This is a genomic window from Microbacterium xerophyticum (assembly GCF_053543555.1).
This window is the reverse complement of the sequence record NZ_JBLVOB010000007.1, coordinates 591,665-614,114: the sequence shown is the minus strand read 5'-3', so window position 1 is coordinate 614,114 and position 22,450 is coordinate 591,665. Positions and strand designations below refer to the sequence as shown.

The 22,450-nt window shown below is 67.9% G+C and carries 21 protein-coding genes; 10 read left to right on the top strand and 11 right to left on the bottom strand.

What is annotated here, in order from left to right; genetic code table 11:
- Window positions 1–20: 20 nt before the first annotated feature.
- The gene (locus ACNPNP_RS14470) at window positions 21–1,073 is read right to left on the bottom strand and encodes a substrate-binding domain-containing protein (RefSeq protein WP_448966726.1); all 1,053 of its coding nucleotides are present in this window, start codon (window positions 1,071–1,073) and stop codon (window positions 21–23) included.
- Window positions 1,074–1,369: 296 nt separating this feature from the next.
- Between ACNPNP_RS14470 and ACNPNP_RS14465 the strand changes: the two genes are divergently transcribed.
- The 3 genes from ACNPNP_RS14465 (at window position 1,370) to ACNPNP_RS14455 (ending at window position 5,176) form a co-directional block, all read left to right on the top strand.
- Window positions 1,370–2,854, top strand: a complete 1,485-nt coding sequence (locus ACNPNP_RS14465; RefSeq protein ID WP_448967261.1) for a sugar ABC transporter ATP-binding protein — start codon at window positions 1,370–1,372, stop codon at window positions 2,852–2,854.
- A 65-nt stretch (window positions 2,855–2,919) separates the two neighbouring features.
- Window positions 2,920–3,906 carry an ABC transporter permease gene (locus ACNPNP_RS14460; RefSeq protein WP_448967260.1) on the top strand — a complete coding sequence of 329 codons (987 nt, stop codon included), beginning with the start codon at window positions 2,920–2,922 and terminating at the stop codon, window positions 3,904–3,906.
- A 91-nt stretch (window positions 3,907–3,997) separates the two neighbouring features.
- Window positions 3,998–5,176 (top strand): ROK family transcriptional regulator, encoded by a 1,179-nt coding sequence (locus ACNPNP_RS14455; RefSeq protein ID WP_448966725.1) that lies wholly within the window; start codon window positions 3,998–4,000, stop codon window positions 5,174–5,176.
- Window positions 5,177–5,296: 120 nt separating this feature from the next.
- On the opposite strand, the gene purD is transcribed toward ACNPNP_RS14455, so the two are convergent.
- Window positions 5,297–6,589 carry a phosphoribosylamine--glycine ligase gene (gene purD, locus ACNPNP_RS14450; RefSeq protein WP_448966724.1) on the bottom strand — a complete coding sequence of 431 codons (1,293 nt, stop codon included), beginning with the start codon at window positions 6,587–6,589 and terminating at the stop codon, window positions 5,297–5,299.
- Between the two features lie 31 nt (window positions 6,590–6,620).
- Window positions 6,621–7,298 carry an NUDIX hydrolase gene (locus tag ACNPNP_RS14445; protein ID WP_448966723.1) on the bottom strand — a complete coding sequence of 226 codons (678 nt, stop codon included), beginning with the start codon at window positions 7,296–7,298 and terminating at the stop codon, window positions 6,621–6,623.
- Between the two features lie 88 nt (window positions 7,299–7,386).
- Here ACNPNP_RS14445 and ACNPNP_RS14440 point away from each other — a divergent pair, with 88 nt between their 5' ends.
- Window positions 7,387–7,755, top strand: coding sequence for a sterol carrier family protein (locus ACNPNP_RS14440; RefSeq protein WP_448966722.1), 369 nt, complete (start codon window positions 7,387–7,389; stop codon window positions 7,753–7,755).
- A 25-nt stretch (window positions 7,756–7,780) separates the two neighbouring features.
- Here the strand turns inward: ACNPNP_RS14440 and ACNPNP_RS14435 are convergent, their stop codons facing one another.
- The 3 genes from ACNPNP_RS14435 to ACNPNP_RS14425 are packed head-to-tail and all read right to left on the bottom strand — an operon-like array spanning window position 7,781 to window position 10,751.
- Window positions 7,781–8,554 carry a heme ABC transporter ATP-binding protein gene (locus tag ACNPNP_RS14435; protein ID WP_448966721.1) on the bottom strand — a complete coding sequence of 258 codons (774 nt, stop codon included), beginning with the start codon at window positions 8,552–8,554 and terminating at the stop codon, window positions 7,781–7,783.
- The gene (locus ACNPNP_RS14430; protein WP_448966720.1) at window positions 8,551–9,624 is read right to left on the bottom strand and encodes a FecCD family ABC transporter permease; all 1,074 of its coding nucleotides are present in this window, start codon (window positions 9,622–9,624) and stop codon (window positions 8,551–8,553) included. The genes ACNPNP_RS14435 and ACNPNP_RS14430 overlap by 4 nt, the downstream gene beginning before the upstream one ends.
- Window positions 9,621–10,751, bottom strand: a complete 1,131-nt coding sequence (locus tag ACNPNP_RS14425) for a heme/hemin ABC transporter substrate-binding protein (protein ID WP_448966719.1) — start codon at window positions 10,749–10,751, stop codon at window positions 9,621–9,623. The genes ACNPNP_RS14430 and ACNPNP_RS14425 overlap by 4 nt, the downstream gene beginning before the upstream one ends.
- A 173-nt stretch (window positions 10,752–10,924) precedes the next feature.
- On the opposite strand from ACNPNP_RS14425, the gene ACNPNP_RS14420 reads away from it, so the two are divergent.
- Genes ACNPNP_RS14420 through ACNPNP_RS14410 form a run of 3 tightly spaced genes read left to right on the top strand, consistent with a single transcriptional unit; the run spans window position 10,925 to window position 15,447 of the window.
- On the top strand, window positions 10,925–14,260 hold the full coding sequence (locus tag ACNPNP_RS14420; protein ID WP_448966718.1) for an HtaA domain-containing protein: 3,336 nt from the start codon (window positions 10,925–10,927) through the stop codon (window positions 14,258–14,260).
- Window positions 14,261–14,263: 3 nt separating this feature from the next.
- Window positions 14,264–15,094 (top strand): siderophore-interacting protein, encoded by an 831-nt coding sequence (locus ACNPNP_RS14415; RefSeq protein ID WP_448966717.1) that lies wholly within the window; start codon window positions 14,264–14,266, stop codon window positions 15,092–15,094.
- Between the two features lie 38 nt (window positions 15,095–15,132).
- Window positions 15,133–15,447, top strand: a complete 315-nt coding sequence (locus ACNPNP_RS14410; RefSeq protein WP_448966716.1) for a potassium transporter Trk — start codon at window positions 15,133–15,135, stop codon at window positions 15,445–15,447.
- A gap of 11 nt (window positions 15,448–15,458) precedes the next feature.
- Here ACNPNP_RS14410 and ACNPNP_RS14405 read toward each other — a convergent pair whose 3' ends face one another.
- Window positions 15,459–16,064: a zinc-binding alcohol dehydrogenase gene (locus tag ACNPNP_RS14405; protein WP_448966715.1), complete on the bottom strand. Its 606-nt coding sequence runs from the start codon at window positions 16,062–16,064 to the stop codon at window positions 15,459–15,461.
- 145 nt (window positions 16,065–16,209) lie between these two features.
- Here ACNPNP_RS14405 and ACNPNP_RS14400 point away from each other — a divergent pair, with 145 nt between their 5' ends.
- The 3 genes from ACNPNP_RS14400 to ACNPNP_RS14390 all read left to right on the top strand — a co-directional run bounded on the left by ACNPNP_RS14400 (window position 16,210) and on the right by ACNPNP_RS14390 (window position 18,737).
- Entirely contained in the window at window positions 16,210–17,190 is a 981-nt protein-coding gene (locus ACNPNP_RS14400; RefSeq protein WP_448966714.1) for a ThuA domain-containing protein, read from the top strand.
- 115 nt (window positions 17,191–17,305) lie between these two features.
- The gene (locus ACNPNP_RS14395) at window positions 17,306–18,052 is read left to right on the top strand and encodes an IclR family transcriptional regulator (RefSeq protein ID WP_448966713.1); all 747 of its coding nucleotides are present in this window, start codon (window positions 17,306–17,308) and stop codon (window positions 18,050–18,052) included.
- 4 nt (window positions 18,053–18,056) lie between these two features.
- Entirely contained in the window at window positions 18,057–18,737 is a 681-nt protein-coding gene (locus ACNPNP_RS14390; protein ID WP_448966712.1) for an IclR family transcriptional regulator, read from the top strand.
- Window positions 18,738–18,833: 96 nt separating this feature from the next.
- Here ACNPNP_RS14390 and dctP read toward each other — a convergent pair whose 3' ends face one another.
- The 4 genes from dctP to ACNPNP_RS14370 form a co-directional block, all read right to left on the bottom strand.
- Window positions 18,834–19,868: a TRAP transporter substrate-binding protein DctP gene (dctP, locus tag ACNPNP_RS14385; protein WP_448966711.1), complete on the bottom strand. Its 1,035-nt coding sequence runs from the start codon at window positions 19,866–19,868 to the stop codon at window positions 18,834–18,836.
- Between the two features lie 113 nt (window positions 19,869–19,981).
- Window positions 19,982–20,434 (bottom strand): type II 3-dehydroquinate dehydratase, encoded by a 453-nt coding sequence (locus ACNPNP_RS14380; RefSeq protein WP_448966710.1) that lies wholly within the window; start codon window positions 20,432–20,434, stop codon window positions 19,982–19,984.
- A gap of 25 nt (window positions 20,435–20,459) precedes the next feature.
- The gene (locus tag ACNPNP_RS14375) at window positions 20,460–21,737 is read right to left on the bottom strand and encodes a TRAP transporter large permease (protein WP_448966709.1); all 1,278 of its coding nucleotides are present in this window, start codon (window positions 21,735–21,737) and stop codon (window positions 20,460–20,462) included.
- 3 nt (window positions 21,738–21,740) lie between these two features.
- Complete coding sequence (locus ACNPNP_RS14370; RefSeq protein ID WP_448966708.1) at window positions 21,741–22,328, bottom strand: TRAP transporter small permease; 588 nt, start codon at window positions 22,326–22,328, stop codon at window positions 21,741–21,743.
- Between the last annotated feature and the right edge of the window lie 122 nt (window positions 22,329–22,450).

The following is a 22,450-nucleotide window of genomic DNA, read 5'->3' as shown; positions in this document are numbered from 1 at the left end:
GCTCGCCCCGCGGGTGTCGATCAGGATTCGAAGGCGAGCTTGATGAACTCGTCGACGTTGTCCTTGGTCACTACGGGCGCATCCAGCACGATGCGGTACGGAACGCTCGGTGTGATGAGGTCGCTCATCGTCTTGTCCTGCGCGATCAGACGTGCCATCGCGATGCCGTCGGCGGCCTGCGTCGACGGGTAGATGACGGTCGCCTTGACGACGGTGTCGTCGGCCTTGATGTTGTCCATCATGTTGACGCTTCCTGCGCCGCCGACGAGGAAGAACTCGTCGCGACCGGCTGCATCGATCGCCGCGAGGACGCCGATGCCCTGGTCGTCATCGTGGTTCCAGATCGCGGCGATCTCGGGGTTCGCCGAGAGCAGCTGGGATGCTGCGCTCTCGCCACCGGCGACGGTGAAGTCTGCGGCGACTCGGGCTCCGACCTCGAGGTCGCAGGTTTCGAGAGCATCCTTGAAGCCCTGCGAGCGGTCCTGGGTCAGTGGCAGGGAGTCGATTCCGGCGATCTCCGCGACGACGGCATCGCTCTGGCCGTCGAGCTGCTCGCAGATGTACATGCCGGCGCTGACGCCCATGCCGTAGTTGTCGCCGAGGATCGTCAGGCGCGAGGCCGACGTGTCGGAGAACTCACGGTCGACGTTGATGACGGGGATGCCCGCATCCATCGCCTTCTGCGCGACCTGGGTGAGTGCGGCGCCGTCCGTCGGAAGGAGCACGATCGCGTCGACGCCCTCGTTGATGAACTGCTCGACCGCGGCGATCTGCTGGTTCGCGTCGTTGGTGCCCTCGGCCTGGCGCAGCTCGACGTCGTCGAAGCCCTCTGCCGCGTTGATGGCACCCGTGTTGATCGCGCCGAGCCATCCGTGGTCGGCTTCGGGGCCCGACCAGCCGATGACGACGGTGTCGCCCGAGGCCGTGTTCTCCTCGCTCGTGGTGCCCTGGTTCTCGGTCGACCCTTCGCCCTCTGCACCATCGCTGGTACATCCGGCCAGCAGAGTGACGGCGAACAGTGCTGCCGCTCCTGCCATCAGCGGGCGGAGCCCGCGTGTGCGCATGCTGTGCATGTCTTTCCTCCTTGAAATGTGATGCAGATGCGTGCGGTGCAGACAACCAGGATCGAACCCGAGCCGGTGAGCGCCGCGCACTGACAAGAGTCAAGCTAGCAGAACATGTCGCCATGTGACCAGCTTTTGTTGTAGACCGATCAAAAGTAAGTACAGCGTTGTAATCCCCGTGATTCGCGGAGGCGATCGTCGGACGTGATCTCTCGATCGTCGAGCACGATGCTCTCGCATTCGAAAACAGAGCGTGTTATGTTCCTGCTGTGATCAAAGTTGACCAGACTCCGGCATTACTGGAGATGCGCGGTGTCGAGAAGAGCTTCGTCGGTGTGCGCGCGTTGCGCGGCGTCGACCTCGAGGTGAGGCCGGGCGAGGTGCACTGCCTGCTCGGACAGAACGGTGCGGGCAAGTCCACGCTGATCAAGACCCTCGCCGGCGTGCACACGCCGGACGCCGGTGAGATCCGCTGGATGGGGGAGCCCGTCGAGATCGCAAACCCGCAGGCGGCCATCTCGCTCGGCATCTCGACCATGTACCAGGAACTCGACGTCGTCGACGGCCTCACCGTGGCGGAGAACGTGTTCCTCGGCCACGAGTTCGACAGGTTCGGGTTCACCCGGCGTGGTCAGCTCGTGCACGAGACCCGCAGGCTCCTCGAGCGGCTCGGCCACGGCTCGATGTCGCCGCACGCGGACGTCGGCTCGCTCAGCGCGGCCGAGAAGCAGATCGTCAGCATGACCCGCGCCCTGTCGCACGACACGAAGCTCATCATCATGGACGAACCGTCCGCTGTCCTCGACTCGCAAGAGGTCAGCAACCTGTTCGCCGTCGTGCGGGAGCTGACGTCGCAGGGAATCGCGGTGGTGTACATCACCCACCGGCTCGAGGAGATCCGCGAGATCGGCGATCGCATCACCGTCCTCAAGGACGGATCGACCGTGGCGAGCAACCTGTCCGTCGCCGACACGACCACGGCAGAGCTGATCAAGCACATGACCGGCCGCGCGGTGCAGAACGTCTTCCCTCCCGCAGAACCCATCGCCGCCGACGCACCTGTGCTGCTCGAGGTCGAAGGGCTGGGCCTGGACGGGGTGTTCGAGGACGTGTCGTTCTCGGTGCGCGCCGGCGAGATCATCGGTCTGGCCGGCCTCGTGGGGTCGGGGCGGAGCGAGATCATCGAGACGATCTACGGCGCGCGGCGGGCATCGGCCGGAACAGTCCGCGTCGGCGGGAAGGAACTCCCGCGCGGATCCGTCTCGGCGGCTGTGGCCGCGGGCGTCGGTCTCAGTCCTGAGGAGCGGAAGTCGCAGGGGCTCGTGCTCGGAGAGCCGATCTTCAAGAACGTCACGCTGTCATCGTTCACGCGGTTCGCCAAGGGCCCGCTGCTCGATGAGCGCAGCGAGCGCCGCACGGCCAAGGAGCAGATCGCCGCACTCGAGCTGCGACCGGCCGCTCCCGATCGGCGGGCGGCGACCCTGTCAGGGGGGAACCAGCAGAAGATCCTGCTCGCACGCTGGCTCGTGCACGGCAGCTCGGTGCTGCTGCTGGATGAGCCCACTCGAGGAGTCGACATCGGAGCGCGCTCCGAGATCTACGCCCTGATCCGCCGGCTCGCGGCATCCGGTCACGCGATCGTCGTCATCTCGAGCGAGATCGAGGAAGTCCTCGGTCTCGCGGATTCCGTCCTCGTCGTCGGAGACGGACGCGTCCTCACCACACTTCCCGCAACAGAGATCGACGAGCACGGCGTGCTCGACCTCGTCATGAAAGGAGTCGCCGCGTGAGCGTGCAGACCCCCACCTCGCCCGGCACGACCGAGGCTGATACTCCGTCGGCGCTGCGCCGGCTGATGTCCGGTTCCGTCGGCCGCAACCTCGGCCTCGTCCTGGCACTCCTGGTGATCATCGTCGTCGGCGCGGTGACCTCGTCGAACTTCCTGAACTTCGACAACGCGCTCGTGATCCTGCGTCAGGCGTCGATCATCGGCGTGATCAGTGTAGGGATGACCTTCGTCATCATCGCCGGAGGCATCGACCTCTCCGTCGGCGCCGTGCTGGCACTGGCATCCGTCGTCGGGTCGCTGTCGGCGATCCAGGACATCGCCAGCTCGAGCCACTGGATCGTCACGGTCCTCGTCGCACTGCTCGTCGGCGTCGGCGCCGGGCTCATCAACGGAGTCGTGATCGCATACGGAAAGGTCGCCGCCTTCATGGCGACGCTCGCGATGATGGTCGGGGCGCGCGGCCTGGCCGAGATCCTCGCCAACAACCGCACGCTGGTCATCTCCGATCGCGACTTCGTGCGCGCCATGAACGTCGACATCCTCGGTGTCGACATCCTCATCTGGATCTTCGCCGTGGTCGCCGTCGCCGGATGGTTCCTGCTCAACCGCACCACGTTCGGACGCCGCACCGTCGCGATCGGCGGCAACCCCGAGGCCGCGCGTCTGGCCGGCATCAAGGTCAAGCGCCACACGATGTGGCTGTACGCGCTCGTCGGATTGACCGCGGGAATCGCCGCGGTCATGCTCATGGGCCGCACGACGGCCGGCACCTCGACGCACGGCAACCTGTACGAGCTCGATGCCATCGCCGCTGTCGTCGTCGGTGGCACGCTGCTCATCGGCGGACGCGGCACGATCACCGGCACCGTGTTCGGCGTGCTGATCTTCGCGACGCTGTCGAACGTGTTCGTGCAGAACAACCTCACCTCCTCTGCGCAGGCCGTCGCGAAGGGCGTCATCATCGTCGTCGCGGTGCTGCTGCAGCAGCGGTTCGCGGTCGGACGCGTCGCGAAGAGCCGGCTGACAGCGATCAAGGCGGTGCCCGAAGCGTAGAATCGACAGACGCAGTGGGCCGTCGCCGGGGCCTTGATGCCGTGCCGCATGCATGATGCGCATGGCCGTTCACGAGAAGTACAGGTTAAGAATGGCAAGCAATCTCAACGCCGGCGGGGTCGGGCAGCTCTTCCAGTTGCTGCGCGACGGTGAGCCCCGCACCAGAGCGGAGCTCGCGAAGACCTCGGGCCTCGCCCGGTCGACGGTCGCGGCCCGCGTGGACGAGCTCATGCGCAAGGGCCTCATCGCACCGGTCGCGGATGCCGCCTCGACCGGCGGTCGCCCGCCGTCCCAATTCGCCCTGAACCCCACCGCGAAGGTCGTCATCGCCGCCGACATCGGCGCATCGCACACGACGGTCGCTGTGACGGATCTCGCCGGCACGATCCTCGCCGAGCGCACCGGCAAGCTCGCCGTGTCTCTCGGCCCGGAACCCGTGCTGCTATGGCTCGTCGAGGCGGCGAACGAGCTGATCGCCGAGGCCGGGCTCACGCACGAGCGCGTCGCGGCGGTCGGCGTCGGCGTACCGGGGCCGGTCGAGCACGCCACCGGCCGTCCGGCGAAGCCGCCGATCATGCCCGGCTGGGACGGATTCGACGTGCCGGGCTGGATGCAGCAGCACCTGCAGGTTCCCGTCCTCGTCGACAACGACGTGAACATCTCCGCACTCGGCGAGCGCGCTGTCGCGTGGCCGTCGACCGATCACATGATCTTCGTCAAGGTCGCGACGGGCATCGGCGCCGGGATCATCTCGGACGGGCGTCTGCTGCGCGGAGCGCAGGGCATCGCGGGTGACTTCGGGCATGTGCGCGTCGCGCGAGGCGCGGACGTGCCGTGCCACTGCGGGAACACCGGATGCCTCGAGGCGCTCGCCTCAGGGCCCGCGATCGCCAGGGCGCTCAGCCAGCGCGGCATCGAGGCGAAGGACGGCAACGACGTCGTCGAGCTCGTCAAGGCCGGCAGTCTCGATGCGATCCAGGCGGTGCGGCAAGCAGGGCGAGACCTCGGTGAGGTGCTCACCGCATCCGTGAGCCTGCTCAACCCGTCGGTCATCGCGATCGGCGGCGCCATGGCGCGCGTCGGGGAGCACCTGATCGCCGGTGTCCGTGAGGTCGTCTACACGCACTCCATGCCGTTGGCGACCGAGCATCTCGCGATCGTGCAGTCCGTCACCGCCGGCGAGGCGGCGGTGCGCGGTGCGAGCCTGCTCGCGATCGAGCACGCGCTGAGCCCGGAGATCCTGCCGCAGAGCTTCAGCCTCGCCGACTAGGGCGCCTCGCCGATTCTCGACTCCTGCGTGCGCTGCAGAAATCGGCATGCGCTACATCGATATGTGCAGCGGCTGCCGATTTCTGTAGCCCAAGCGGCGCGGGCGAGCCGCGACCGCGAACTACTGCGCGACGCGCGCGGCGATGTCGCTGCGGAAGTGCGCACCGTCCAGCCCGATCCGGCCCATCGCGTCGTACGCCTGCGCGCGAGCGGCGGCGAAGTCCGAGCCGACGGCCACCACGTTGAGCACACGGCCGCCGGTGGCGAGCAGGTCTCCGCCCGGCGCATCGGGCCCGGCGGTCGCCGCGTGCACGAGTCGCACACCGTCGACGCTCGCCGCATCCGAGAGCCCTGAGATCTGGCGACCGGTCTGCGGAGCCTCGGGGTAGCCCTCGCTCGCGAGCACGACGGTGATCGCGACGTCGTCCGAGAACACGGGATCGGGCTGGTCTTCGAGGGTTCCGGATGCCGCGGCGAAGAGCAGCTCGGAAAGCGGGGTCACCAGGCGCGGCAGCACGACCTGCGTCTCGGGGTCTCCGAAGCGGGCGTTGAACTCGATGACCTTGACGCCCTTGTCCGTGAGGATGAGTCCGGCGTACAGCAGACCGATGAACGGGGTGCCCTCGGCATCCAGCCTGCGGATCACCGGCAGTGCGACCTGCTCGGTCACGAGCGTGACGAACTCCTGCTCGCTGCCGAACTGCTCGTCGAGCCACGGCAACGGCGAGTAGGCGCCCATCCCGCCGGTGTTCGGACCCTCGTCGCCGTCGTAGGCGCGCTTGAAATCCTGCGCCGGGCTCAGGGCGCGCACGGTGTCGCCGTCGGAGAGGAAGAACAACGAGACCTCGGGTCCGGAGAGGAACTCCTCGATCAGTACCGGTCCCTGGGGAAGGTAGTGCGCGGCGTGGGCGAGAGCCTCGGCGCGGTCGGAGGTGACGATGACGCCCTTGCCCGCCGCGAGTCCGTCGGCCTTGACGACGTATGGTGCGCCGAGGTCGTCGAACGCGTTCTCGACGTCGGCGACGGATGCTGCGCGCACGGCGCGTCCGGTCGGCACCGATGCCGCGTCCATCACTCGCTTCGCGAAGGCCTTCGACCCCTCGAGCTGCGCCGCGGCCCTGCCGGGGCCGAACACGGGGATGCCGCGTTCGCGCAGCGCATCCGCGACGCCGGCCACGAGCGGGGCCTCAGGGCCGATGACGACGAGATCGATCCCGTTCTCGTTCGCGAACGTCGTCACCGCTCCGCCGTCGAGCTGGTCGAGGATCACGAGCGTGGCGTCCTGCGCGATACCGGCGTTGCCCGGCGCGGCGAGGATCTCGTGCTGCGCACCGCCCGCCTTCTCGGACTCTGCCTTCAGGGCGAGGATGATCGCGTGCTCACGGGCACCGGAACCGAGGACGAGGATCTTCACCCATCCAGACTACCGAGCCGGTCGAGCCGCGTCAGACGGTCACGGGACGTTCGTCGCTCGCATCCCACGGCACGGTCCAGCCGCAGCTGTCGAACAGGCGGTCGAGCACCATCGCGGTGAATCCCCACACGATGGTGCCGTCGACGTCGAATGCCGGACCGCTGAAACGGAATCCGTCACGGGTGATGACAGAGGTGAAGCGCGTCGCGGGGTCGAGCAGTTGCGCCACCGGCACACGGAACACCTCGACGGTCTCGGCATGGTCGACGGCTGCCACCTTCGACGGCGTCGTCCACCACGCGAGCACCGGTGTCACCCGATGGTTGCTGGCCGCGAGGGGGAGCTCGGGGAGCACGCCGAGGATCTCGACCCCGTCGGGATCGAGTCCGGTCTCCTCGACCGCCTCGCGCAGCGCCGTCGCCACGGAGTCCGCATCGGCCGCGTCGCGCCCTCCGCCGGGGAAGGACACCTGGCCGGGATGCGATGACAGGGTCGATGCGCGTCGCTGGAGGAGCACGTCGAGATCCTTCGCCACAGCGGCGTCGATGACGGGGGCCGGCGTGCGATCGAGCACACCGAACAGGATCAGAACAGCGGACTCACGAGCCGCGTCCGGATCTTCCAGCTGCGGAAGTATGCCCCAGCTGCCGGACTGCGCGGCGGCGAGCAACTCGGCGCGGGCGCCCTCCGGATGCTGCGGATCGGTCATCCCTTCGAGCATACGCGCGCTTCTTCCGTCGGGGCGGCGGTCCGACCGGCATCCGGATCGGGAGAGACCGTCGTCGTAGGCTGATGCCGTGGCCAGGAAGATCGATGTGAGCGACGGGCGCGACGCGCTGGATGCCGTGCGTGAGTCGCGCACCGCGGGTACGAAGCCTGCGCGCACCGCGCTCGCGACGGCAGTGCGCTACCTGTTGCAGCTGCTCGATGAGAAGGCCCCTGGCAACAGCGTCGAGGTGCGAGTGCCGTCGTTCGGTGCGGTGCAGGTGGTGCAGGGTCCGCGCCACACGCGCGGCACGCCGCCGAACGTGATCGAGATGGATGCCGCGACCTGGATCGACCTCGCGACAGGGGCCGAGAGCTGGGACGAGGCCGTCGCGGCAGGACGCGTGCAGGCTTCGGGCACGCGCGCGGATCTGTCGGATCTCATGCCGCTGCGTCCGTAGATCCGCCCGTCGAGGAGCAGCCCGGCTACCGCCGCGGGACCACCAGGGCAACGCCGCTGACCGGATGCGGGAACACGTCCACCGCCTGCCCGTACACCCGCGCGATGCGTTCGGCCGTCAGGACCTCCGCCGGCGGGCCGGACGCGATCACACGCCCTGATGCGAGCAGCGTCAGTCTGTCGGCGTGCGCGAGGGCGGCGTTCAGGTCGTGCAGCACCACGGCGACGGCGGTGCCGGCATCCGCTGCGCTGCGCACCAGGCGCATGACGTCTTCATGATGCTTGAGATCGAGCGAAGCCGTCGGCTCGTCGAGCAGCATGACCGGCGTCCGCTGCGCGAGCACGCGGGCGATCGCCACCCTGGCGCGCTCGCCTCCCGACAGCGACGACACGGACCGGTCTGCGAGGTCATCGATCTCGGTGTCGGCCATCGCCTCCGCGACCGCCGTGTCGTCGTCGTCCTCGAAGGCGGTTCGCGCCCATGGGGCCCTGCCCATGCGCACGACCTGCTCCGCGCGGAAGGGGAAGGAGACCGCGTTCTCCTGCAGCAGCACCGCCCTGGTGCGGGCCAGGTCACGGGGGCGGATGCCGGTGATCGACCGTCCATCGATCTCGACGGCACCCGCATCAGGAGCGATGTCGCCGGCGAGCACACCGAACAGTGTGGACTTTCCCGCACCGTTGGGCCCGACCAGGGCGTGGATCTCGCCGGGGTGCACGTCGATCGAGGCGCCCTCGAGAATGGCGCGACCTCCCGCGATCCGAACGGTGACGTCGTTCGCTCGCAGCCGCGCGTTCATGCCCATCCCCCGGCGCGACGGCGGGTGCGCACGAGCAGCCACAGGAAGAACGGGCCGCCGACGAGCGAGGTGATCATCCCGATCGGCATGTCGGCCAGCGGAACGGCCGTGCGGGCGACGAGGTCGGCGAGGGCGATCAGCAACGCGCCACCGACCGCCGAGGAGATGATCAGCGGCAGGTGCGCGGGGCCGATGATCATGCGCATGAGATGCGGGATCACGAGCCCGACGAACCCGATGATGCCGGCGAACGCGACCGCGGCGCAGACCAGGATCGCGACCGTCACGATGACGACGATGCGCAGCAGCTCGACGCGCACACCGAGATGCCTGGCGGTGCGCTCGCCGAGTGCGAAGAGGTCGAGCCGGTGCGCCACGATGACCGCGATCACGACGCCGACGGCCGTCAACGGCGCGACGACCGCGATGTTCGGCCACAGCGCTCCGTTCAGCGAGCCCAGCTGCCAGAAGACGATCTGCTCGCGCGTGGAGGTCGTGCCGAGGAAGGTCATGAAGGCCATGCCCGCGCCTCCGATCGCGTTGATCGCGATACCGGTGAGCAGCAGTGTGACCACCTCGGTCCGTCCGCCGGATCTGCTGATGAAGTACACCGAGAACACCGCGATGAGCCCGCCGATGAACGACAGGGCGGGCGTCGTCCACATCCCGAAGGTCGACAGTCCGAAGGTGAGACTCGCCGCGGCGCCGAGTGCTGCACCGGACGAGACGCCGACGACGCTCGCATCCGCCAGGGGGTTCCCGAAGATCGCCTGCATCAGCACGCCGGCGACCGCCAGCGCGGCACCGACGAGGATGCCGAGGACGAGACGGGGGAGGCGGATGTTGAAGATCACGCCGGAGTCGGATGCGTTCGGCGAGGCCCACGGTGCGTCGACGCCGGCGCCGTGCAGCAGGATGCCGATGATCTCGCTCGGCGACAGCGAGTACTGCCCGCTCGCGAGCGACACGATGCAGGTGACCACGAGCACGACGGTGAGGCCGAGAGTGATCGAGGCGAACCGCACCGCCCGGTGCCGTGTCGGCGTGCGGGTGATGACCTCTGCGGTCATTCTGCGTTCTCGCCGGACGACGACGTCTCGCCTGAGGCTGGTGCGTAGAGGGCGCGCGCGATCGCCCGGATGATCTCCGGTGAGCGCGGTCCGAAGCTGAGGATCTCGCCGTCCGCCATGTCGATCACCCGGCGGTTGATCCCGGCAGGCGTCTCGGCGACGGCCGGCACCCGCTCGATGAGCCCGTCGATGCCCCCGACCGATTCCAGTCCGTCGGTCATCATGACCAGCACATCGGGCTGCGCGGCGACGAGGGCCTCGGCGGTCATGGGCTTGTTGCCCTCCCAGCCGATCTCGCTCGCGACATCGATGCCGCCGACGGCCTCGATGAGCGAATCGGCGCCGGAGTCCTTGCCGAAGATGTAATACACGTTCGCGCTGCCGCGCACATAGAGGAACAGCATCCGCGCACGATCGGCCTCGTCGGCAGGCGTGACCTCGGCGATCTCCGCGAGCGCCGAGGAGAGGTCGGCGTCCGTCTGGGCGATGAGCTCCTGGCCGCGGCTCCGGATGCCGAGGGCCGACGCCACCTCCTCGATGAGCTGGTCGGTGCTGTCGAGGCGCAGCTCGTCGGAGATCACGACGATCGGGATGCCCGCATCGCGGAGTTGCTGGCGCACCTCTTTCGGACCGATCGTCGTGTCGGTGAGGATCACGGTCGGGGCGAGCTCGAGGATCGCCTCCGGATTGAGGGCGTGGCCGGCCTTGGTGACGACCGGCAGATCGTGCGTCCCCTCGAACGTCGTCGAGGAGTCGCGTCCGACGACGCTGTCGCCCATACCGAGCGCGAACACGGTCGCAGCGATGGTGCCGGAGATGTCGATCGGCAGGATGCGACTGACATCGGTGATCTCGACATCACGCCCCTCGGCATCGGTGATCGAGACGGGGAGAGCGGGCGCAGTCGTGTCCGCGACCGCACTGATCGCATGATCGGAGAGGCACGCGGTGGAGCCGCCGGTCGCGGCGCGCACGTCGTCGACGAGCTCGAGATCCGCGAGCTGCCGGGCCGCGGCGGGGCAGGAATCGGATGCTGTGTCCTCTGATCCTGCGGTCGCTGGGATGCTGCAGCCGGCGAGACCGACGATCAGGGTCGCCGCGAGGAAGAGGGCGAGACGAGAGCGCATTGAGGTTAGCCTGTCCTAATTTTTGACGAGATCACATCGATCAGTCTATGGTCGGAGGCGGAAGTTAGCTAAGCCTAACCAACATAACCGCAGCATCAGACCTGAAGAGGTTTCTGCCGTCGCGCGCGCTCTGTCGACCAGGGCGAGCGGCGGCCTCACGCCTGGAGGCATCCGTGAACCACACCGAGACCCGCGCGACGGACAGTCGCACCCGAGCAGTGTTCGCGGCGGTGCTGGCCGTGCTGATGACACTGTTCGGCACACTGACCGCACCCACCGCCTTCGCCGCCGACGGTGCGACGGTCGCGGCGCAGGTGACCGCGGCATCCGAGGCGGGTGTGACGATCCAGGTGAACGCCCAGGGGCTTCCCGCCGACATCACGGGCGCGTACGCCGCGCTCATCGTGCAGGGCAATGACGAGGCGCTGAACAGCCAGGAGTACGTCGCGTTCGCCCTGCCGTTCCCCGCGGTCGCCGCCGGTTCGACCGCGTTCTCGCTGACCGCTCCTCTCGCGAAGCTGGACCGCACCCTGACCTATGAAGTGGTCATGTGGAAGCAGCACAGCGCGTTCACACCGGAGAACTTCTACGGCCGCTCGGTCGTGTCGATCTCGGAAGGGCAGTGGGACGCGGTGTTCCCGCCGGTCGAGCCCGAGACGCCGGTCGAGCCCGAGACGCCGGTCGAACCTGAGACGCCGGTCGAGCCCGAGACGCCGGCCCCCGCCATCACGACCTCCGTGTCCTCGGCATCCATCGAAGACGGACTCGTCGTCGACGTCGCCGGTTCCGAGTTCGCAGGCGTCTCCGGCGAGTACGTCGCGCTGATAGAGAAGGGCACCGAGGCCGATGTCACGGCAGGGGGTGGCTTCCTCGCGATGCAGTATGTGCGCGGTGTCGCCGACGGCGCCTTCCAGGTGAGTCTGACCGCCGCAGCGGATGCGCTCGACCCGTCGATCTCCTACGAGGTGATCGCGTGGCAGCAGCACACGATGCCGAACGCCGACACGATCCACGCGCGCACCGACGTCGCCATCAGCGCCGAGCAGTGGGCGGCGCTGAAGCCCGCACCGATGCAGCCGTCGATCGACGTGTTCCTCGCCGACGGTACGACTCCGGCTGCGGGCGCCGCGCTCGCGGCGGGTGACACCATCGTGGTGAAGGGCAGCGGCTACGACCCGACCGCCAACGTCGGTGGTCGCGGGGTGCCGATCCCGTCGCACCTGCCGCAGGGCACGTACGTGGTGTTCGGCGACTTCGCCGAGAACTGGCAGCCGTCCATGGGCGCGGCATCCGGCTCGCGATCGGTCGGCGCACAGGTGTGGGCGCTCGCAGAAGGCGTGCTCGAGCAGGTTCCGGCGCAGTACCAGGGCGCGATCCGTGCGCAGTGGGTCGACATCGCCGTCGACGGTACCTTCACCGCCACGCTGACGCTGAAGGACGCACCGGCCGAGCCGGAGGGCGGCGCATACGGCGTGTACACCTACGGCGCCGGTGGCGTGAAGAACGCCGCGCAGGAGCAGAGCGTTCTGCTGGACTACCGCACCGCGCAGGACAAGGTCGTGCAGGCCGTCACCTCGGTCGACGGCACCGACCTCGTCGTCGACGTCGAAGGACGAGGATTCGACGGCGAGCCGGGTGTCTATGCCGCGCTGATCGAGGAGGGCACCGAGGCCGATGTCACCGCTGGTGGCGGCTTCCTCGCGATGCAGTACGTGCGGAGCATCTCCGACGGCGTGTTCACGACCGCTCTCAGCGCGGCAGGCGACGCACTCGACCGGGGGAAATCCTACGAGGTGATCGTCTGGAAGCAGCACACGATGCCGAATGCCGACACGATCCATGCACGCAGCGGAGTGACCATCACCGCCGAGCAGTGGAAGCAGCTCTACGGTCCGTCGACTGAGCCGCCGAAGCCGACGCCGACCCCGACGCCGACGACTCCGCCCTCTGCTCCGCAGAAGCCTGTCGCCGGAGGATCGCTGCGCTGGGCGATCTCGTCGTCGTTCGTGAACTACGTGACAGGTCCCATCGCCCAGGGCGAGATCCGTGTCTCCGGCGGCGCGACGCGCTCGGGCGGTCAGTTCCAGTTCGGGCAGGCGGCCGGCAGCACCTACGACTCAGCGACCGGTGTGGGTGCGGTGGGATACACCGGTGCGGTGCGATTCACCGGACACCACGGCGTGCTCAACGTGACGGTCTCCAACCCGCGTGTCGAGATCACCTCGGCATCCGCGGCGACGCTCTACGTCACGCACGACGGCGTTCGGGTTCCGTTCGCCGCGATCGACATCTCCTCGGCCGCGAAGACCACCACCGGGGGTGCGACGACCTTCACGGCCGCGCCGGCCAGCCTGACCTCCGCCGGTCAGAACCAGGTGCTCGGCGGCTTCAGCACCGCCCTCAATCCGGTGACCTTCACCATCGGGGCACCGGCCGCAGCGCCCAACGGCACCGTGGGCACGGTGGCAGCGGCATCCGTGCAGCAGAAGCAGGAGCTGCCTTCCACGCCTCCGTCGACCGCGGGCATCGTGGTCGACGAGGAGAACCTCAGCGCGCTGCAGTCCGGAGCATCCGCCACCGTGTCGGCATCCGGTTTCCAGCCGGACGAACAGGACATCAAGGTCGTCGTCTACTCGACGCCGGTGCTGCTCGACACGGTCGACGCGGACGCGAACGGTGTCGCCACCTGGACCGGTGCGCTGCCTGCGACCCTCGAGGCCGGTGCCCACACGCTGACCTTCCAGGGGTCGATCGACCGTGGACTCGCGTTCACACTCGATCGCACCGCGACGGCGATCGACGTCTGCACCGTCGAGGGCGCCACTCTCAACTGGGGGTACAAGGAGAGCTTCCGCAACTACATCGAGGGCATCGCTCACGGCGGTTGGGATCTCAGCGGCGTCGTCTACGAGTTCCCCGAGTTCGTGTGGTCGGAGGGCACCGGCTCCTTCGATTCCGAGGCCGGGAGCGGTCTCGTCGACTTCGGCGGCGCCATCGCGTTCCACGGGCACGACGGTGCGCTCGACACGACGCTGAACGATGCGCGGGTCGAACTGGCCGGAGACAAGGGCTACATCGTGTTCGACATCGCCGGCACCACGCAGGGCGGCGAGCAGATCGATCAGAAAGGTGTGCGGTTCGTCGAGTTCTCCCTGGCGGATGCCGAGACCGTCGACGGTGTGCTCGCACTGAGCGGGGCGGCATCCGCCCTCACCGAGAGCGGATCCGCAGCGTTCGGCACCTACGCGGCGGGTGAGTCGTTCGACCCGGTGTCGCTGCGCATCCCGGTGGCGGCCGACTGCGGTGTCGCCCCGGTCGACGAGCCGGCGGACGAGGAACCGGTCGCGGCGATCAGTGCTGCGGTGACGCCGAGCACCGGTGACGCCGCCGGGTTCCCGATCTGGGCATGGGTGGTCATCGGGCTGCTCGTCGTCGGCGCGGGAGCGGGTGTCGTCGTGATCGTCGCGCGGCGTCGGGATGCGGTGTCCTCCGCCATCGGCGAGGATTGAGGCATGACCACCACTGAACGTCCCCAGCGACGCCCTCGTCCGCAGATCGTGCTGGAGGTCATCGAGTCCGTCCGATTGTCGCCGCACCTGGTGCGCATCATCGCCGGCGGCCCCGGTATCTCGGCGGTCGTGGACAACGGCTTCACCGACGCGTACACGAAGATGGTCTTCGCGCCGGCCGAAGCAGGGCTGACGCCGCCGTACGACATGGAAGAGCTGCGGGAAAGACTGCCGGTCGAGCTGCTGCCATCCGTGCGCACCTATTCGATCCGCCGATTCGACCTCGACGCCGGACGGATCTGGATCGACTTCGTCACGCACGGCGACGAGGGCGTGGCGGGGCCGTGGGCGGCGAACGCGAAGCCGGGGGACCCCGTCGTGCTCGGCGGGATCGGTGGCGGGTACGCTCCCGACCCGGCGGCGGACTGGCATCTGCTGGTCGGCGACGAGTCGGCCATCCCCGCGATCTCGGCGGCGATGGAGGCGATGCCGGCGGATGCCGTCGGCACGGTGCTCCTCGAGGTGCAGGACGAGTCGGAGCACGTCGAGCTCTCCGTGCGCGACGGGATCGAGGTGCGCTGGCTGCACCGCGGGGACCGGGAGGCGGGGACGACGACCGAGCTCATGGACGCGGTGCGTGGTCTGGAGTGGCGGTCGGGGCGCGTGCAGATCTTCGCCCACGGCGAGCGCGGTGCGATGAAGCTTCTCCGCCCGTACTTCACGGATGAGCGCGGCGTCGACCGCGCCCAGCTGTCGCTGTCGGCGTACTGGGCCTACGGCCGCCGTGAGGATGCGTTCCAGGCGGAGAAGCGCGAGGCCGTCGGGCAGGTGTGAGGCTCCCGCAGTCGCCTGAAGAGTGGGACAATGGAGACATGTCCTCCACCGATTCCCACGAGACCGTCGAGGCGACCGTACGACGGGTGCCTCGCTACGGGGTGTTCATGGGCATTGGCGTCGTGCTCGGGATCATCGCCGCCGGCATCCTGACCATGGTCGGCAACTACGAGCCGTCGCAGGCGCTCGATGTCGTCTACCCGCCGAGTCAGGTGTTCGGCTTCGCGCTGCTGTGGACCGTGCCGATCGGGCTTGCTCTGGGCGGCGTGGCGGCGATCCTCCTGGAACGTCTCGCCCGCCGGCATGACCGTGTCGTGCGCGTCGACCGCGAGACGATCATCGAAGCCGACTGACCGGTAACCCGCTACGCCAGCTCGGCGATGATCGGCCGGATGGCGGCGTCGAATGCGACCACATCCCGCCGGAGCCCATCGGTGACGGCGACCGTGAGTGCGCCGATCCACCAGATCCCGCGCTGTGAGAACGGCAGCACCTGCACGTTCAGCTCGAACGAGTGCGCGCGCCGGCCGATCTCGCGCTCGAACTCGGCGATCGCGCTCGCATAGGCGCGGTACGCGCCGCCCCCGGTGGCCGTCTTCATCGTTCCCAGATACCGCTTGTGCGCGTCGCGGGCGTACTGCAGCGCGGATGCCGCGAGCGGAGTGATCGCTTCGCGCAGTTCCTCGGCGCCGGTGGCCGGCAGAGCGACCAGGGTGTCGAACCCGTCGACGAGCTCCAGCGGGCCCTCGGCGGGGTGCGCACGCGGCTCCACCGCCATGTCCCAGTAGTCGCGCCACTGCGCTTCGAGCGCGGCGCTGGCGTCGGCGGCATCAGGCGCGCGCACCTGCAGGTCGCGCAGGCTCGGCAGGCCCTCCGGCTCCCGGATCCCGAGCATCTGTCGCAGGGCGAGCGCGACGAGCGTCGGCATCCCGGCGTCCTCGCGTATCAACCACTGGGGCTTCTCGGCCATGGCCCCATCCTAGGGAGATCGAGCCCCGGCGTCCGACTTACTGGATGGAACACGCGTTGCCGCCGCGACGGGCGGTCCCTATGTTCAGCCTTGAGACGACCCGTCCCGATCACCGGGAATCACACGCACGTTCGAAGGAGATCACGTGAAGTCCATACTGCGTTCCAGCATCGCGCTCGTGGCCGCCGCGGTCCTCGGCGCCGGCCTCTTCGCCGCGAGTTCTGCCACCGTCGCAGCAGGCAACGGCAACGGCAACGGAAACGGCAAGCCGGCCACCGCCGACCAGATCTATCTCGACGATGTGAAGGATTACGGCGTCTGCCGCGGCACCGACGCCGCGTGCTACCACGACTGGGGCAACGGGTGGGAGGAGGGTGAAGAGAAGAGGATCCTCATCTGGAGCCGCACCGGCGGACCGCGCCACGCGCATCTCGGCACACCGCTCGCCCCCGGCCTGAATCCGGCATTGAACGCCGACAACGTCGCACAGGCGAACCTGAAGGCCTGGGCGGAGGAGCGCGGCATCGCCGTCGACTACACCGAGGATCTCGCCGCCTTCAGCCGGCTCAGCAAGTACCAGGCCGTCGTGTTCCTGAGCCCGACGCGTGACAGCCTCGACGACGCCGCCCAGACGGCGCTGATGCAGTACGTGCGCGGTGGTGGCGGCTTCGTCGGCATCCACAACGCATTCGGCACGGAGTACCACTGGGAGTGGTACGAAGGGCTTCTGGGCGGCACGAACTTCTTCGATCACGCTCCGAACCGTCCAGGCACCGTGGAGGTCGTGAACGACAAGGACGTTTCGACCGAGTTCATGCCGGACACGTGGGCGTTCACGGACGAGTGGTACAACCTGCACCCGTATCCGAGTTACGTCAACGTGCTGCTCGAGGTCGACAAGGAGACGAGCCTCAACGGTCGCGAGAACGGACACCCCGGCCACGGTGAGAACCACCCGGTCAGCTGGTGCCAGTACTACGACGGCGGCCGTGCCTGGGTCACGACACTTGGCCACGCGGTCGAGGACTGGACCGACGCCGAGGTCGAGAACGATGACCTGTTCCAGGCTCATGTCATGGAGGGGCTGGAGAGCGCGATGGGTATCAAGCCCTTCTGCAGCGCCTGAGTCCTCACGGGCCCGAACGTGTCGACACACGTTCGGGCCCGTTGCGCTTCGCGCACGCACCCACTAGCTTCGGTCTCGGGCGGACCGACGAAACCGCCCCATGCGAAGGATCCCGATGTCGCGTCTTCCCCTGCCTCAGGCGTCTGCCGGCCCCGCTTCGGTGCTCAACCGCATCCTGTCGATCCTGGATGCCGTCAAGCGTGCGGACGGCGCGGTCTCCGTCACCGACATCGCACTGTCGACCGGCATCCCGAAGTCGACGGCCGCGCGATTGGTGAGTGAGCTCGCTTCGCAGCGCTATCTGACGCGCGACGGCGACGGCATCTCACTCGGCCTTCGGCTCTTCGAACTCGGCGCCAGGGCGACGATGCCCCGTCGCCTTGTGTCCGCGGCTGCTCCCGTGATGAGTCAACTCGCGCAGCGCACAGGGGAGCGCGTGGGTCTCTGGGTCCAGCAGGGAACGGACATGGTCTCGCTCGCCGCTGCGCCGGGTCGTCTGCCGATGCTTCCTACCTCGGCGGGTATGCGCTCGCCGGCGCTCACAACCGCGAGCGGCAAGGCCTTCCTGGCCTTCTGCGAGGATCAGCACGTGATCGATCGGATCAGCGCGCCGCTCATCGAGGACGAGATCGACCGTTTTCGCGAGGAGCTCACCACAGTGCGCACATCGATGCTGGCGACGGATGCCGGGCTCTCATACCGCGGGGTGCTGGCTGTAGCAAGCCCGATCATCGGCTCCGACCGCAGCGTCGTGGGTGCGATCTCGGTGGCCGGCCCCGCAGGCAGCATGCTGCCCGCCAACATCGCACCTCTTGTCCGCGCAGCAGGCGTCTCTCTCGCTCGCCGCCTGACCGCCGCCTGATCCCATGCGCACCGCCTCGTGGACCGAGACCGTCAGCGTTCTCGATCGGATGACCGCGATCCTCGACGCGTTCGGCGAGGTAGGAGAAGCGGGTGAGGGGCTCGGTGTGACCGAACTCGCCCGCCGGGCGAACCTTCCGAAATCGACCGTCTCCCGCATAGCCGCCGACCTCGTCGCAGAGGGCTACCTCGACCGCGTCGACGGGCACCTGTACCTGGGCCTGCGGCTGTTCGAACTCGGGCAGAGCGTCGAGCATCCTCGCCGGCTGCGCCGTGTCGCCGTCAGCACGATGACCGGTCTGCGTGATGCGATCGGGCACAACGTTCAGCTGGCGATCGCGGACGGCGACGACGCTGTCGTGATCGCGAACGCGCGCGGACGGAATCCGCTCATCCCCGCTGCGCGCATCGGCGAGCGCCTCTCTCGGGCGACCACGGCTCTCGGAGCCGCGTTCGCGGCCTTCGACCAGCGGCGCGAGGCGGGCAGCGCATCGGTCGACGCCGTGACGACCTACGAGGTGTTCCACGGTGACCACGTCTGCGTGGCAAGCCCGGTGCATGAGCGCGGCGTCGCCGTCGCGGCTGTGTCTGTGAGCGGCACCATCGATGAACTGGATCCGGTCGAGGTCGCGCCGTTCGTGCGCCGCGCCGCATCGGCGATCAGCCATCGGCTCGCGGTCGCCTGAGCAGGCGAGCCCTTCTGAGTGCGCGAGCGCCGCACACAGAAGGGCGGGACGAGCGCTTCGCGCCCGCCCCGCCCCGCCCTCTGCGGCTGTGTCAGATCACTTCGCCGAGTCGCGGATGCTCTGATACGCCTCGAGCGTCTCACCGGTGTAATGGTCGGAGAAGAAGGCCTCGGCCTTCTCGACGAAGGCGTCGATGTCGATGTCCTCCTTCTCGATCACCGTGAAGTCGGGGTTGTCGCGGTAGCCCTGGACGATCTCCTCGGTCTCGTCCTCCACGCAGGTGCGGTTCTCGCCGCGGATCTCGTGGATCGTCTTCTCCAGCAGCTCCGCCTGCTCGTCGTTGAGCTTCTCGTAGGTCTTGTCGCTCACGACGACGAACTGGATGCCGACATTGTGATCGTTCAGCATGGCGACGTTGAGCACCTCGTCGTAGCTCGACGAGTGCGTGGCGACGATCGGGTTCTCCTGCCCCACGGCGATGCCCTGCTGCAACGCCGTGTACACCTCCTCGACGGCTACGGAGACGGGGTTGTCAACGCCGAGCGCCTCGGCGTTGGCGAGGAAGCCAGGGGAGTTCGGAAAGCGGATGGGCACTCCGGCGAGGTCGTCGGGGCTGCGGACCTCGACGTCCTTGGTCGTGAAGGTCCGGTTCCCGAACAGCCACCCGTCGACGATCTTGACGCCGGTCGCGTCGTGGAACGCGGTGAACAGTTCGTCCGACCCGTCGTCCATCCAACTGAACGCGTGGTCGACGTCGTCGAATGCGTACGCGGCATCCACCGCTTCGATCGGCGCGAAACTCGGGGCGAGCTCCGATCCGCCCAGCAGGTCGATGTCGATGTCGCCGGACTGCACCATCGGGAAGCGGTCGGCGTGCGGGCCGAGCTGACTGGATGGGAACAGGTCGACGCTGACGCCGATGTCGGCGTCTTCGAGACGTTCCTTGAGCAGTTCGACCCCGCAGTAGTAGTTGGGCGTCTGCTCGTTCTGGGTCAGCGACACCGTGAGCGTCACCGAGCCGTCCTCGGGCGGTGCTGCCTGACCGCCGCTGCAGCCGGCGACGATGAGGGCGGTCGCGGCGAATGCGGAAGTGGTGACGATGCTGCGGCGCATTGTCCTGGATGTGACCATTGGTGACTCTCCTCTTGTCGTGCGCGGCGTTGCGCGGTGGTCTGCTGTGTTCATGACTCTTGCCCCGGATGGATGGTTCGCCAACCGGGTTCTCGGCGAATGGGACGGAAGGGCTACGCGGCGGGGCGCTGCGCGGCGAGACGGTCCGCCGCGCGGATCGCCAGCTCGTAACCGAACGTGCCCGCTCCGGCGATCACCGTGGTCGCGACGGTCGACATGATCGAGTGACGATGCGCCTCGTCGCGGGCATGGATGTTGGTGATGTGGATCTCGACGATCGGGATGCTGAGGATGCGCAGCGCGTCGAGAACCGGAACGGACTGGAAGCTGAGTCCCGCGGGATTGATGATGACTGCGGCACCGTCGTAGTGCGCCTCGTGCAGCCAGCCGATGATCTCGTGCTCTGCGTTCGACTGCGCGAACTTCAACTCGAAGCCGACGTCGTCGGCGATGCGTGCACTCTGCGCCTCGATGTCCTTCAGCGTCGTCGTTCCGTAGAGTTCGGGCTCCCGCTGCCCGAGCATGTCGAGGTTCGGGCCGTTGAGCAGGTAGAGCTTCCTGGTCACGAGTGGTCCTTTCAGGGTGTTGCGGTCAGAGGCCGAGCAGTGAGGGGACGATCGTGACGATCGCGGGGAAGAGAGTGAGCAGCAGCAGCACCGTGCCCAGAGGAATGAGGAACGGCAGCACGCCGCGGAACAACTCACCCATGGGCCTTCGGGTGACGGATCCGACCACGAACAGCACGGCGCCGACCGGCGGGGTCAAGGAGCCGATCATCAGGTTGATGATCATGATCACTCCGAGGTGCACCGGATCGATGCCGTAGGTGGCGCTGATCGGCAGCAGGATCGGCACCAGGACGAGGATCACCGGGGTCGCCTCGAGGAAGATGCCCAGAAGGATCAGCAGCACGTTCAGCAGCAGGAGGAAGACCACGGGGTTGTCGGTGAGCATCGTGAGCGCTTCGCCCAGCGTGCGCGAGACCTGTTCACGAGCGAGCACCTGACCGAGCAGATTCGATGCCCCGAGGATGAGGAGGATGCCGCCCGACATGACGACCGTCTCCTTGGTCGCCTGCCAGAGCGCTCGCCAGCTGATCGTCCGATAGACGATCCCGAGAGCGATGACGACGGCTGCCGCGATCCCGGCGCTCTCGGTCGGGGTGAACCATCCGCTGAAGATGCCGCCGAGGATGATCACCGGGATCGCCATGGTCCCGAGCGCGCGCACGGTCGCACGGCCCAGCATCGCCCCGCTGAACGGGCGGCTTCCGGCGATCTCCGGGTGCATGCGCACCCATATGAGGATGTACACGGCCAGACCGATGGCCATGAGTGCGGCCGGGAGCACGGATCCAGCGAACAGCGCTCCGGTCGAAATGGATGCCGTCGCGGCGAACAGAACGGCGGGGATGCTCGGCGGCATCACCGTGCTGAGCAGCGATCCGGCCGAGGTGAGACCGGCCGAGAAGCCGTAGGGGTAGTTCGCCTTGAGCATCTGCGGGATCTGCACCTTGCTCGTGGATGCAGCGTCGGCGAGCGCCGATCCGCTGATCCAGGAGAACCCGACGGCAGTCGTGAGATTGACGTAGGCCAGGTTCCCCGGCAGGCGGGGAAGGAGCGCCTTCGCGAAGTCGTACAGTCGCGTGGCGATGCCGAGATGGTTGGCGAGCGTGCCCACGAAGATGAACAGCGGGACGGCGAGCAACGGGAAGCTGTTGATGCCGTTGACCATCGCCGTCGTCGCGTAACCGGCCGAGAGATTGTGGCTGTAGAAGTAGAGCATGCTCGGCGCGATCATCGCGAAGGCGACGGGAACGCGCAGCAGCAGCAGGACGACGAGGAGCAGGACGAAGAGCCAGAGATCCATGGATCAGCCCTCCATTTCGGAGATCTCGAGCTGTCGCTCCGGCCGTCCGGCGTGCGGGATCTTCCACGCCGAGTGAATGCCGGTCGAGAGGCCGCCGATGAAGGCGAAGATGTAGAGCACTCCCAGCGGAAGCCCGATTGCCGCGCTCGCGCGCCCCCATTCGAGCGCGATCTTCACGTATGCGTCGTAGACGAGCGCGATGCTCGTGATCACCATGATCGACGCCGCGATCACCCGTAGCGCGACGAAGAGCTTCTTTCCGCGCAGCATCCCGTCGAAGACCTCGATCACGATGTGGCCGTTGCGTCCCGTGAGGTAGCCCATCATGAGGAAGGTCATGGCGATCATCGAAAGCAGCGCGAGCTCGCCGGCGCCCACCCAGTTCACCGCGGGGAAGTATCGGCCGACCACTTGGTACATGACGCCGAGGAAGATGCCCGCGAACAGCGTGACCGAGACGATCATCTCGGCGTGGGACAGCGCGCGGATGAAACCGGACTCCTTCGGCACCCCCGCGTTCAGATCGGGAGTCGTGAAGACGGTCTCGGTATGCCCGTAGATCGACTCTTCGGGATCCTTGTCTTCTCGCATGATTGACCTCTCTGTCGTTGCGGTGCGCTGACCGCTGTGGCAACTCTGGCTGCGGCGGCGTGCGTCGCCAAGCTCCGTCCCGGCGAATGGGACGCGCTCCACAGGCGAGGGGCCCCCGGGGG